This is a genomic window from Nostoc sp. TCL240-02 (assembly GCF_013343235.1).
Taxonomy (GTDB): domain Bacteria; phylum Cyanobacteriota; class Cyanobacteriia; order Cyanobacteriales; family Nostocaceae; genus Nostoc.
The window spans coordinates 949,699-963,182 of record NZ_CP040094.1; the positions used below are offsets into that span (position 1 = coordinate 949,699).

At 42.5% G+C, this 13,484-nt stretch carries 8 protein-coding genes and 2 pseudogenes; 8 read left to right on the forward strand and 2 right to left on the reverse strand.

Annotated elements, in window-relative coordinates; genetic code table 11:
• Nucleotides 1-203: 203 nt before the first annotated feature.
• Nucleotides 204-577 (forward strand): annotated as a pseudogene (locus tag FBB35_RS04255) (IS1634 family transposase); the annotation flags it as partial.
• A 409-nt stretch (nt 578-986) separates the two neighbouring features.
• On the opposite strand, the gene FBB35_RS04260 reads toward FBB35_RS04255, so the two are convergent.
• The gene (locus FBB35_RS04260; protein ID WP_254625818.1) at nt 987-2,888 is read right to left on the reverse strand and encodes an alkaline phosphatase family protein; all 1,902 of its coding nucleotides are present in this window, start codon (nt 2,886-2,888) and stop codon (nt 987-989) included.
• Between the two features lie 550 nt (nt 2,889-3,438).
• On the opposite strand from FBB35_RS04260, the gene FBB35_RS04265 reads away from it, so the two are divergent.
• Nucleotides 3,439-3,678, forward strand: coding sequence for a hypothetical protein (locus FBB35_RS04265; protein WP_174708609.1), 240 nt, complete (start codon nt 3,439-3,441; stop codon nt 3,676-3,678).
• Nucleotides 3,679-3,863: 185 nt separating this feature from the next.
• Nucleotides 3,864-4,034: a hypothetical protein gene (locus FBB35_RS04270; RefSeq protein ID WP_174708610.1), complete on the forward strand. Its 171-nt coding sequence runs from the start codon at nt 3,864-3,866 to the stop codon at nt 4,032-4,034.
• On the opposite strand, the gene FBB35_RS04275 is transcribed toward FBB35_RS04270, so the two are convergent.
• A protein-coding gene (locus tag FBB35_RS04275) for an ISKra4 family transposase (RefSeq protein ID WP_174708235.1) occupies nt 4,007-5,073 on the reverse strand; the annotation gives its coding sequence in 2 pieces (ribosomal slippage) (nt 4,007-4,917 and nt 4,917-5,073; 1,068 coding nt in all). The two genes, FBB35_RS04270 and FBB35_RS04275, sit on opposite strands and share 28 nt — an antisense overlap.
• A gap of 136 nt (nt 5,074-5,209) precedes the next feature.
• Here FBB35_RS04275 and FBB35_RS04280 point away from each other — a divergent pair.
• The 5 genes and pseudogenes from FBB35_RS04280 to FBB35_RS04300 all read left to right on the forward strand — a co-directional run bounded on the left by FBB35_RS04280 (nt 5,210) and on the right by FBB35_RS04300 (nt 13,481).
• Nucleotides 5,210-5,461: a hypothetical protein gene (locus FBB35_RS04280; protein WP_174708611.1), complete on the forward strand. Its 252-nt coding sequence runs from the start codon at nt 5,210-5,212 to the stop codon at nt 5,459-5,461.
• Nucleotides 5,462-5,513: 52 nt separating this feature from the next.
• The gene (locus tag FBB35_RS04285) at nt 5,514-6,011 is read left to right on the forward strand and encodes a hypothetical protein (RefSeq protein WP_174708612.1); all 498 of its coding nucleotides are present in this window, start codon (nt 5,514-5,516) and stop codon (nt 6,009-6,011) included.
• A 143-nt stretch (nt 6,012-6,154) separates the two neighbouring features.
• Entirely contained in the window at nt 6,155-6,931 is a 777-nt protein-coding gene (locus tag FBB35_RS04290; RefSeq protein WP_174708613.1) for an AIM24 family protein, read from the forward strand.
• A gap of 433 nt (nt 6,932-7,364) precedes the next feature.
• The gene (locus FBB35_RS04295; RefSeq protein ID WP_174708614.1) at nt 7,365-12,707 is read left to right on the forward strand and encodes a LamG domain-containing protein; all 5,343 of its coding nucleotides are present in this window, start codon (nt 7,365-7,367) and stop codon (nt 12,705-12,707) included.
• A gap of 130 nt (nt 12,708-12,837) precedes the next feature.
• Nucleotides 12,838-13,481: pseudogene (locus FBB35_RS04300) on the forward strand (Uma2 family endonuclease).
• Nucleotides 13,482-13,484 lie beyond the last annotated feature (3 nt).

Genomic DNA, 13,484 nt, shown 5'->3' on the forward strand with positions numbered 1-13,484 from the left:
TCAGTATTACCAATTTTTAATTTTAGATTTTTAATTCTATGTACAAAAATACTAATTTTCAATCCTATGGTTGATGGTACTGGGCAGATAGCATAGGTTGAATAATATTACATCTGTCTTTAGTATGAGAAATTTGGCTCAAATCATTTCATTATATGACAAGTCTTACACAATGCAGGGTCTGCTTCATTTAACCCGTCTTAGAATACAAAGCCTAACAATCTAATAAAAGAGGATTTAGATTTTTGAAAGATCCGTTGTTTTTTACATCAAGCGTATTTGTGAAAACTCCCGAAAGAGTGGAGGCAATTGCCATGATAATGGGATTGTGTTTGTTAGCCTATAATCTCGCACAAAGAAAGTTGAGGCAAGAATTAGCTAAATTTGATGATGGTATTAGAAATCAAATAAAGAAAGTCACAAATAAACCGATAATGAGGTGGGTATTTCAAATGTTTCAGTCTGTACATCTGGTAATCATAGATGGACAGAAACAAATCAGCAATTTAACAGAGGAACGTCAAAAATTCTCAATTATTTAGGAAGGAGTTGTAGTCAATACTATCTAATTATTTGATTGAGGTTATTTGACCGAGAAAAATGTAGTTCATTTTTAATCAAAGTAGTAAATAAAAATATTTAGCAAAGATTTAAATAGTCTTGGCTCAAATTATTATGTTGATTTTATCGTTAATTAATAGTTCATTTGAGATAGGCAATCTATTTTTAAAGCCCATAAAATTAATTTACTTAATATTCTCTATTTTGGGGCTTACAAAGCTTACAAAAGTTAACCTCAACCAGAAAAATTAAGTAGATAAAATTTTCCTGGCTGGGTTTTTTCAAAAATATCAATAATCTGAGTCACATGTGCGGAATGTGTGATATAAGTTTTGCGCTCTTTGCGGTATACCGATTCGCTCTGGGCGCAGGAATTACTAGAAATTGATGTGGTATTTAACACATCAATTTCTTCATTTGTTTTTTTATTCCTCGTACTCCCTGCGCTCTTTATCTATTCGGTATTTTTCTATTTGCAAGTCCCTACAGTTAAATGGTAATGTCTGAGTTCTATCAATCTGAACACCTTGCAGTCGTTCAGGATTTAAACCTAGAACCTGTAATGTAGTTGGTGCAATTTGTGTGGTAGAAACGGTTTGACTGATAGTTTTACCTTGGAGATTGTGGAAAAATCCAGTGCTACCAACAATTAGGGCTACGTGGGTGTCAGCATCAGTAAATCCACCATGCTCTGCACGCTTTTTGGTAGCTTTACCAAAGAAATAGCCAGTTTTGAGTGGAACAATAATGTCAGGGGTGCGTTCGTTTGTCCTTGGATCTCCCAATCCGGCATTGATGATGCTCTGACCATACAATACCTTTCCCTGAGCCGCAGCATCCTCAGTTGAAAACGCTACCCCAGTATTTGGATCAATCGTATTATCAAATGAGTAATTTTTGGATTTCAGCAGGGCTACTGCTTTTCGGACATCAGATGGATTTTTCAAGAAGATCAGCGATGAAGTATCCTGACCTCGCTCAGAAGCAATTTGGATGCCGTTTCTTACTAACAGAGCAGCAACAGCAGTCAGGTTTCCATCGCCACCAGCAGCACCAGTAACACTATCAAATGTACTGCTCAAACCAACAGTTGGATCTTTGACGGGATTTTGCCCGTGCTTGGCAGTCAAAATCACCAAAGTTGAACTGTCTAATCCTTTCTTTTTCAGTTCATCCAGAATCAGACCGATGCTGGCATCAGTGTGAACTACTGCACTTACCAGGTCAGGACGGGCATTTCCATTAGAGTCAATTCCGCCACCATTAAATTGAGAGGCTGTCTCTTTCTCGCCGACGCTCACAGCTTGGAAATTCAAGCCAAAAATTGCCGGAGTGCCTACTTTTATCGTACCAGAATCGTTCAATCCATCAATCTCGTTTAATATCTGCTTAACCTTGAGATCGTCGTAGGCTGAGGTTGTTGCTACACTTGTGAACTGGTTGGGACTAAAACCAGCAGGTGGAGCCTTAAACAGAGCCGGATTACCTTTTGTCCCGTCGTTAAAGAAAGTGGACGTGATTTGAGAGTTGGTGTTGGAGTAAGGAGTACCTGTTGATTGATCGACTAAAGCTCCAAGGGTGCTTGGGAGAAGTCCTGGCTTAGTTGGATCAATTGCCACTGCCGCGTTAATTTCTAGTGAAGAGTAATCGCTAATGCTGCCAACCTGACCCGTTGCCAAATTAAACTTCGTTGGGTCTTGTGTATTTCCAGCGAGGATGGTGTAAGCTGCGGGATGCTTATCAGACCAAGCAGTACGTAGTCCAGCCGCACTAGCTATGTCAAAAATGGTATTTACTTTCAGGTACTGGTTGGGGTAAACAGGGTTGCCATTGCGATCGACTGGCAATTGGGTTTTATCAAATCCCTTACCGCCATCCAAGGTGCCACCTTTACCATTATTCCAAGATGCATCACTAGTTTCATCAAATTCTACGACTGTACCTGGTTTGGCGGTTCCTGCGCCGATTTGAGCAGGAGTGGTACCTGGGGCATACAAAGCGCGACTGTAGGAAAGATCATAAAATACACCAGTCGTGCCGGGGTTAGCACCAGTGATATAGTTTAGCTCCCCAGGAAAGGAATCTGATGGTGCAGAAGTGAAAGCATTGGTATATGTCACACCTTCTCTCTGCAACCGCTTGATATTTTTCAAAGAAGATTGCAGATTAGCAACTGATAGATCGGAGTTGTGCAATCCATCAATCGAAATAATCAGAACATGACTAAAGCGGGCAGTTGTATTTCCGAGACTGATTGCTTGGACACCAGGAATCAGGGTGTTGCTAACAATCGCCGTCGTTAACACCCCAAAAAGCGTTTTCTTCATTGTGTGTAACTAAATTGGAAAAATGGCTTGTAATTTCAAAAATCTGCAAAAATTCTGAATTCAAGGGTTACTTCTTTTGGCAATGGCTCTCGCCTAGCATTTATCAAAGACTCCAAGAATCAACCCATTGAGAGCATTGAAGAGACAGAGCGAAATATATTCACAGATATTGATTACAAATATGCGCGGGTATTAAATGCTTGCAGTGGGTTTTACGTGATTTTGCTGATTATTGGTCAGCACAAATTTGATTAAATCAATAACAACGTAAGCAATGCAAGTAGACTGAATCTTGCTTTACCAAGTCTTTATAATTACTTCAGATGTAGCAAAAATAAATTCAGGACTATTTTACCCCGTTTTAGCAATCATCCAGATGAACAATAATTGTTAATCCCACTTTTTATAAGGCTTTCAGGGTTAGAGAATTTCAAATTTCGGTAATAATTTGCTGCCTGAGTTTTTGAATTTTCAGTAAAGTTAAGGTTTTGTTAATGTTTAGGTAATGTGATAATGCAGACACCAATGGCATTGTTGCACGAATCGGAAAGTGAAAAATTTTGGGGGAGATGGGCAGAGCAAACGGATGGTATTTCTGAAATCCTTGCAGCACAAGGGTATTGATGAAAAAATTGCCGGAATCATCAACTGTCAAGTCAATCTGGACATTAACACGCATCTGCGATGGCGTAACCGCTTTTCCGGTGGCGATCGCTCTTACAGATATTATTATACAAAGTATAATAAAGCCATTATTTTTGAATTTCCTCCAGCCTCCAGCCAACTCTAGTAAAAGGATGTTTTAAAAGTCGCAAAGTATACTAATGACCCCGCTTCCATTCCTCTCCCCGAAACGGAGAGAGGTTTTTAAACCCCTACTTCCCTACAAGGGAAGTGGGGCTAGGGGGGTTAAGTTTCCGAGGCTTTGGTGTTATGAAAAATACTTTTAAAACATCCTCTAAGGGAAAAAGTTATATGAAACTAATTAAAAAAGTTTTAGCAATATGTTTTCTATTATTTGGTATTCCATTTTCTGCTGTGATGATTCTAGAAATTATGAATCCCAAAACTCCTGCTCAAGAAAAAGAGAATGGGAGCATCTCACTTTTTAAAGTGGCTCAAACTGACAATAATCCATTGAGGTAAGCACAGCGATGGGCTAGGACTTGAGGCACATTTTCTCGTTTCCATTGTGCCCCGGAAATTTTTGTTCGACGGTCAACCTGTTTAACGGCAGATTCAACTGAACCTGAACCAATTGAACAAATTTCTTCAGCTTGATAATATTCGTAGTTGATAATGCGATTGCGATGCTTATCAAGATAACGGCAAAAGTTTTGTACTTGTTTGCCTTTACAATCTGTAAATAAGGCAATAGTAGCCTCAACTTGGCCTTTCCATAGTAGATTTTGTGCTTGTTTCAAGCGTTTTTGTGAACCCCCAACTTTGTGGAGGTTTTCTATTAAATGGAACCAATCAAGTATTTCTCGACGTTGTGCATCAGGTGCTAATTGGTCAATTATATTCCAAATGCCGTCATGTCCATCACCAATACAAGTGAGTGGGCTAGCCAGTGGTTGGTCATTAACCCAATCAATCACAATCTGATTATTCTGAAATGAAGTTCCCAAGATTCCGAGATGATGTAAGCTAATTGCTTTATAGCCAAGCCATGCACATATTTGACCTTTAGGAGTTCGGACACGGATGTTTCCACCATCGACGCTTAATTCTTCAATTGTCTGTTCTGGTGTTGGCAACTCAAAATTCTGGCGATGCACTAATCTCTGTTGACTGCTGTGAGAAACCTCTATGCCCGTAAAATACTTGATGTCTGATGCCGCATCTTCATAGCTGACATTCGCACTTACCCTCAAACAACAAGTTTCTAGATATGGACTCAGTTGAGTACTTGGTGCGACTTCTAATTCAATGGCTTGTTTGCTCGTTATTGCTAACTCTCCAAGAATGCTTTTGAGCCGTCGTTGGTATCCTGCGGTTGTCCCTGTAATCGTTTCGATAAAAAAACCCCTACTTCTGGCATAACATGCTTCTGCATTTGACTCCGCACTGCTTCTTCAATTGCTGCAAGATTTGTGAGCTTTTCTTTTGACGTATCTTCATACAATATTTTAGCAATCGCCTGAATATGTTTTTGAAGAGCTTGCTTTTGTTCTGGGGTCATCGGTAAGTAAATACACTCGTCTTACCTATCCTGACTGATTTTCGTCTTCTTTGCAAAAAACTGGGATGCTCCCAAAGAGAATGATGTAGCGGCTTTAACTATTCTTACTATTCCATCAACCATTCTAGGAGGCTGGTTGAGTTGGTCTTTATTACAGCAGAATCGAAAGGAAAAAGCATTACTTCTGGAATCAGAACAAAAGCGTCTTCAGTTAGTTTTATTAGAATTAATTGAGCAAAATGCTGGCAGAATAACGGTATTGCAACTGGCGAAAAAGGCAGAAATATCAACCCAGTTAGCTAAACAATATTTAGATGAAAAAGCCAAGGAACTTAATGCTAACTTTGAAGTAAATGAAGAGGGAAATGTTTTGTATCATTTCTCTTGACACACTTTTAGGGACTTAATTAGTAATAAAATTACTGAGAAAAAGCGAAATTATGATTAAAATTGTCTTTTGGAATGTGATTTTGGGATTTTTGGCTGTACTAATTGCCATACTTGTTTCAGGTACAATCCAGGCTTGGGCAGCAAACCCCAATTTAGATGGCGACTCACAGCCCACACGACTCAAGCTGAATGAATGTATTGCAGATGTGAAAGAAGTCACAGCTTGGAACGATAAAGAAACATTGGACGCAGCTCGTAAGATTTGTGAGATCCGCCAGTCACACGCCAAACAAAAGGCGCGGTTTTTAGCATCTTTGAAGAAACTACAAGAGCAATATCAAAATTATACAAATCATGGATTTGACAAACAGTTACCCACAGCTATTGCAGATTCATGGACAATTGTAAAAAGTTGCATTGATTTCAAAGAGGGATTTACCTCTCCCCATAATGTAGCTGTGTTGTCAGTACCAGAGAATGTTCGTAGCAGTTGTTACTCGTTAGGTGCTTCTTTGGTAGAATCCGCCCTGTTTAATCAAACGCAGTGAGTAAACGAACGCAAGCCACACTCTGAATTTTGACAATCCCAATGCACCCATGCTGTGTAGTCGCGGTCAAACTCATATTTGCGTAAAACAATTGGAGTTTGGGAGAAAATGATTTATAAAACAACCATCGAAAAGTAAAGACTATGCCAGATTTTAGTAGTGAACCGATACCTGAATTAAAAAATCCGAAAGATTTCTTTCATTCTGGTGACTTGACCTTGAGAATTGAGGGAGAAGTAGTACCTGTAGTAGATGTTCATCTGGGACAACAGCAATCGATTTACTTTGAGCATCATATTTTACTGTGGAAACATCCGAATGTTCGCCTTGGTGTCAAAGGCTTGAAAGGGGCAGCCAAGCGTTTCTTTGCCGGACTACAAATTTTTATCAGTGAAGCACATGGGCCAGGGAATATTGCTTTCTCTCGTGAGGCTCCAGGACAGATTGTGGTGCTGCAATTAGAGCGTGGACAGATAGTGGACGTGCGCGAACATCAGTTTTTACTCGCTACGAGTAATATTGAGTACAGTTTCTTTTTCCAGCGAGGGCTGGCAAACCTCTTTTTTAGTCGCAGTGGTGGTTTATTTATTGACCGCTTCATTGGTCAGCAACAGGGAGGGCTGCTTTTAATCCACGGTTACGGTAATGTCTTTGAAAAGTACCTTGCTCCTGGAGAAGTGCTGGATGTAGAGCCAGGAGCATGGTTATGGAAAGACTCATCAGTGAAGATGGAGACAGTAACGGCGCTGCAATCTAGTGGCGGCGGCATCTTCGGAGTAATTGGAGTAATGCTTGGCGGTATTTCATTCACTCTCAACCGTTTTATTGGCCCTGGTCGTTTGGGGTTACAGTCTATGACTTACCACCCACCAGCACCAGAGGGCGCTACTCAAATAGGTGGCAGCAGTAATTTGAGTTGAGGATTGTGTGAGTAAAGTAAACAGCGATGTCTATGACGGGCTATACCTACGCACTGGTGGATTTTTGGCATAATACCAATTTAATACCTGCTTTTACGAATATATTTAACTAAATCAGTTTTTAAGAGGTAAACAAAATAAATGAATAAGATGGGATTGGTAGTTGCAGCAGTTGTCTAGCAGACCCCCAGCAGCTATTAGCAATTAGTGGTGGCGGCTAAAATCTTCCCGGCGGCGACCCCCTTAAAAAAAGGGATCTTCAAAAGATTAAAACGTTAACCAAACCGTATTGGGCGATGGGTAGTTTACGAACTTAACTAAATACTTAACTAGATCCTTAACTTTCCTCAATTTACCGTTATCGCGCTGCCTGAGCAACTCCTATAGATTGAAAGTGTTCCAAACAACACAGGAAATCGAAGGACAAAACATCATGAGTTCAACAATCACCGAAATCATCTCAATTGTAAAAGACTCGATCTCAAAAACTGGACAATTCACCCTGAAGGATTCCACAATCGATGCGCTTCCCCTCAGCAAATTGATGAATCTTTTAGAGATTCCACAACTGGACTTCAACTATATTGTTAGTGATTCTGAGAATACGATTACGATCGCAGGACAATCGTCGCTTCTGGGTGCTGGGAAGATTGCGATCGAAGCCACCTTTGGAGAAGTCGATGGTACGGTATCTTTTAGTGTAAGTGCTAAAGATATTTCGTCGTGTTACATTCCCGGAATCAGTTCCTTAGTATTAGAGCAGGGACAATTTGCACTACATGTTACCGGAAAAGCTGATGACGTGACTGGGACATTTAGCGGCAGTATTCACGTTGGTGATACGACCATTTCGAATGCAGTATTTGAGGTTACTAAAAAAGACACTGATATTGTATTGCATTGGATGATTGCAGAACTAGACCTGTCTGCAATCTCAAATGTATTTTTGAATCATGTTTCCTTACCGGCTGAACTGCCTACTTTTCACTTCAAAGATATTGCGATCGCTATCTCGCCTCAAACAGGCGCATTTTCCTTTGAAATTATTGCCAAGGATCTTTGGGAATTTCCAGCCAATGGAGGCGATTTGAGTATTAGTGAAGTCAGCCTGACAATTGAGCGAGATCGGCGAGATAGCCCGACTCATTGCGCGATCGCAATTCAAAGTAACGTTGAAAAAGAGATTGTCAACGGCTTGAAAATTAAAGACTTTCAACTCACTTTTGACTTGGAAGGAGAGGATTGGTCAGTTGACGGCAAAGTAAATGCCGATGTGTTTGATGATTCTGTCACTCTGGAGGCTAGCTACAACCAATCTCAGGCAGGCAAAACCCTAAAGCTGGCAGCTGAGGTTGATATGCGTCCTGTGAATTTAGGAGAAATCAGCTTGAGTCTTTCTGGTTTGGAACTGGAGTTTACCAAACCTGCGGCTCAAGAAGGTGAGATAGTTCCCCTCGAATGGAGCGTTGCGGCGGCAGGAAGACTGTCGATTCCGGGTGCGATCGAGAGTGATGGCAAACTGACGATTTTTAGAGAAGAGAAAGTCAGAGGACTGCAATTTGAAGCGATTCAGGCAGCCGTGTCAATTCCGCTTCCGTCTACACAAGGGATGATAGAACTGAACTTTGAGCGTCTCTCAATTTCTGGCAGTTCCAGTGATTGGACATTTGCTGCTGCTGTCGATCTAGCATTTCATGGTTTGAATGCCACCGTTCAAGCACATTTGCCGAAAGACCCGATCGCTATGACCTTTACAGCAAACAAACAGGGGGTCATCCTGAGCATTGCTAGCAAGAGTGACATTGAGTCGATTTACTTCACCGTCCCGCCGATCGAACTAGAGAGCGATCGCATCGAGTTAGGTACTGCCAAAATTGGGTTTTCTAAACTCAGTATCCAATTAGGTAGAATTGTCGATCTGGAAGCAGAGTTGAATATCGGTCTACCTTCACAACTGAATAATCTATTTGGTCGCAAGAAAGACGAGAACGGACACATTGAAAACGATGCCGATGGCAACCCACTTCCAGCAGTGGAATTCTTCCGCACCCTCGATTTGCATGACGAAGCTGATACAACGGTGCAAGTGAAGCTTGTGATTAGTAGAGCAGGAATTACGCTTCTTCCTGAAACATCCTTTATTAAGGCGATCGAGTCGCAGACTGACGCGAATGGAAAATCTTTTTGGCATTGTGACTTCGGTGAATACGGTGAGATTAACGTCGATGTGCCAAACTTTAGCTACACCGGGTCAAGCTTTGCTGCCAGTGGTGGATTTGAGGTAGTCAAACCCCTAGCTCTACCACTAACCCCAATTCAGCATTTGTTAGCGGCTTGTAAACTTCCTGGTGCTGCCGCCATGCTGCCAGATCGTTTGCCTCTCGATCAAGAAATCAATGCTGAGAACTTTGTGGACAAGCTCACCGAACGTCTAGAAGCCTTACTTGCCAAGCTCGGTAGCGGCAAACTGTCTAATGCAGCCAAAGAAGTTCTAGAGACTATCTCCCAAAGTTTCCACAAGCTCCCCACAAGCTTTATGGAATACCTCAACTTTAAAATGCCGCAAAGCTTCCAGTTTGAGGTTGCCGCCTCGCCTACTGGAACCTTGCAATTTAGTGCTAGCGTCAAAAAAGATGATCCGCCAATTAAATTGTTGTTTCCTAGCTTGATGCTGGGGATGCCTGTTCTCAATGGTGTGACACTTCGCAGCATTTCCTTTGGTGAAACCGCAGGCGGACAATTGTTCTTGCTGGAAATGGACGCTGATATCGATCAGTTTGATTTAGCTACCTTAGTTGCTGCGATCGCATTGCCTGAAAATCGCGATCCGCTACCTAGCACTCAAGCAATACAACGTCGCCTGCGGTTAAACAATACGGTGATGGTGCTGCCGATTGAATTTCCGGTGCCGATTCCCATGTTCTACGACAATATTGGTATCGAGTATCTGGGCTTAGAAGGCTTAACACTCCAAGCGCACGCCCAATTTCCTAAGCCGACAGTTGAACTGCAAAAAATTAGTAACTTGCTGTCTGATATCAAGGAGTTCTTCACCAACCCTGACCACCCAATTCCAAATGAGCTTCCTGTCGAATTCAAATTCTCGCTCAATCAAAACTATCTCCAACTCCCCAAGTATCTTGGCGGTCAAGCATTAGGTACTCAAGGAGATGGGCCCACCCTAGATGACAAAGATATAGTACATCTACTCCAGGGTATAAGAACCTTGTCGGTGAATGAGTTGATTCAAGCATTACCACTGAATCAGCGCGTAGGCAGTACCCAGGTTTCCTTTGGGCCACTGTCTAGCAGTTTAGGCTGGCTGGTGACAACCCCTGATGAATTTAGTCAAATTATTACCCAACCGACATCGAAAGCGATCGCCTATTCTGCTTTGGGATTGACTACGGATTTGCAAGCAACCCAAATTTTATCGGTGCTGCCTTCTGCCTCAACCGCCAATGAGCAGGGTATTGTCGCCTTCCTGCGAGGTAACTTTAATGTCGGCAGCGCCAAACTAGACACTGTTTTTGGTCTAGCTGCTTCTTCTCAGGGATTCAAAACCGGATTCGAGATCAAAGGTGCGATCGCGAAAGTTGTCACCCTAAATTTAGCAGGAGCGATCGCCATCGCATCTCCAAAAATCGCGCCTCCCACATCCTATGCGCTGGCATTTAACGGGCAGAGCGATTACGTTAAACTCAATAATCCTGCCGCCTTGAATTTTACCGGAGCAATCACCATCTCTGCATGGATTAAACCCGATGCGATCGATGGATTACGCAACATCGTTGCTCACGGCTATACCTCATCCCCAACCGGAGAGGTCTACCTCAGAATTATCAATGGACAATACCAATTTGGTTATTGGGGATTAAACAGTCTTCCTTTTGAACAACTGGTTGCTGCATCGATTCCGGCTGAAGATGTGAGCAACTGGGTCTATTTAACCGGCGTGTTTGATGGTGGGATGTGGCGGCTATACCGAAATGGTCTACTCATGAATGCAGTTGCAGGTTCTCAAGGAGCGATACAAGTTAGCGAGAACTGGGCGATTGGAGCCAGGGGAACGGGAACAGAACGATTCTTTAAAGGCGAAATTGCCGATGTCCAAATTTGGAACAGGGCGCGTTCTCTTGAAGAAATTGGCGCAGTAATGATGCGATCGCCCAAGGGCAATGAACCCGGATTAATTGGCTACTGGCAACTTAACGAAGGTTCGGGCACAGTGGCGCACGATGCCACCGCAAACGCCAATCATGGGCAGCTTCAGGGAACTCAATGGCAGCGAATCACTGCTAACAATACTGCTTTTCGCCTAGATGGAAGCAGCAGTTTGTCAATCCCTCTGCTGAATTCAGAACGACCCATTTCTAAGGGTCAGGTGCAACTAATCGACGATCAAAACAATCATCAGTTCCACTATGAAGGCGATTTGCAGCTATTTTCCAGCAATTCTCTCTTGAAAGTGAACGGCAACCTGAAAGGCGACATCAGCGATAAAACTTATCGCTTCTCTGGGGATGTCACAACCTCACTAGCGGGTTTAACGCTGCTAGGTGCAAAAGCTTTAATTGAAAACGATCTCGTTTGGTTAGAAGGAACCTGGCTTGGAAACCAAACTAAGCTCACCCTCCAAACTGCCGATAAAGCTTGGCAGATAAAGGGTACAGCAGGGTTTAATCTGCCAAACCTTAGCGTTGATTTAGGAGTCATCAAGAAAGTGGTTGGCAGCAATCTCATCAAGGTTGCAGATAACCTTTCCATTAACGTTGCGGCAAATCTCTCTTTAGATATCACCCTGAATACCACCGGATTTTCCGCCACTGTTTCGCCTAACTGTATATTGAATGGTCAAAAACTCCCCCTATCATCCTTTACGATTACTGTTGCTCCATCTACTTTGGAGGCTTTAGCCGAACAGATCAAACAGAAGATCAAAGAACAAGCTAGTCAAATCTTTGATATGCTGTTCCCGAATGCCCAAGCTTGGCTCAATGGCATTAGCTCCAAAGCGATCGCCTGGACAACGAATGCCTACGCTGATATGGGTAAGGTTCTGGGAAGCATCTACGGTCAGAGTGCTAGCCAAGCCGTTAGTTTGCTCAAAGGTGCAAAATATGATGTAGATGCTGTAGGCCATGTTCTCAAGGAAGGGTTTGGCAAGACATCTGACGAAGTTACCCAAATTCTTCATGATGCTCAATACTCAGCCATTGAAGTAGGGCAGACCCTAAATCGTGTCTTTGGTAAAGGGGCAAATGAGGTCACTTTGGCTTTGAAAGCTGTAGGTTACAAGGCAACTGAAGTTGGGCAAATGCTCGTGAGTGTCTTTAATGCTACCGATAATCAGGTTGCTTCGTTCCTCAAAACCGCAGGTTACACCGCATCTCAAGTGGGACAGGTACTCTCTGATGTCTTCCACGAAAGCGGCCAAGCAACTGCTCAAATTCTCAAGAATGTCGGCTACACGGCATCTGAGGTGGGACAAGTACTCTCTAATGTCTTCCGCCAAAGCGACCAAGCAACTGCTCAAATTCTTAAGAATCTCGGCTACAACGCATCTGAGGTGGGACAAGTACTCAAAAACGTTTTTGGTAAGAGTGCGGATGATGCCGCTTCAATCCTAAGTAACGTTGGCTACTCAATCATAGATGTTGCTCGCGTACTTAAGGATATATACCAGCAGGGCAAAGATTCAGTTTGGAATTTTCTCAAACGAATAGGGGTTTCTATTTGGGATATCCCCAAAATTATCAAAGCTTTGTTTGGTTAAGCGAGGTTAAGTCTAATCGACAATCATGGGGTGGGCACTGCTCACCCTTTTTTCTTAACCGTGGTAGAAAAGCTGTCCACAGTCCCCTAGATTAGAGATAATATTTCCAAAGGAATAACTCTCAAAAGTCATGACTCAAGCCATACCAAAGCTAGTAACCTTTGAGGAATTTGTCGATTGGCTACCCGACAATCGACGAGTCCGCTACGAACTACATAAAGGACAAATTGTTGAGATGGCACAACAGTAGGGGAACATGAGGAAGTTAAAAGCTTTCTAGGTGTCGAAATTCCTGTTGAAATCAAACGTCTAGGATTGCCCTACGGTATCCCTAACCAAGTTATAGTTAGACCTCCTGAAAAAGATTCTGGTTATTTTCCAGATGTCTTGGTGCTAAATCGTGCAAATCTGGAAAATGAACCATTGTGGAAAAAACAATCTACCGTTAGTTTGGGTGCATCAATACCTTTGGCAATTGAGGTTGTATCAACCAACTGGCGGGATGATTACTACTTAAAATACGCTGACTATGAAGAGATGGGTATCCCAGAATACTGGATTGTCGATTATGCTGCTTTGGGTGGACGCAATTTTATCGGCAATCCTAAACAACCGACAATCAGCGTTTGTAACTTGGTTGATGAGGAATATCAGATAAGTAAGTTTCGAGATAACGATGCCTGCGGCAACCCCTCCGGGGAACGCATTATCTCCCAAACCTTTCCCGAATTGAATCTCACCCCAAACCAGATTTTTCAAGCTGCTGTAATCTAGCGT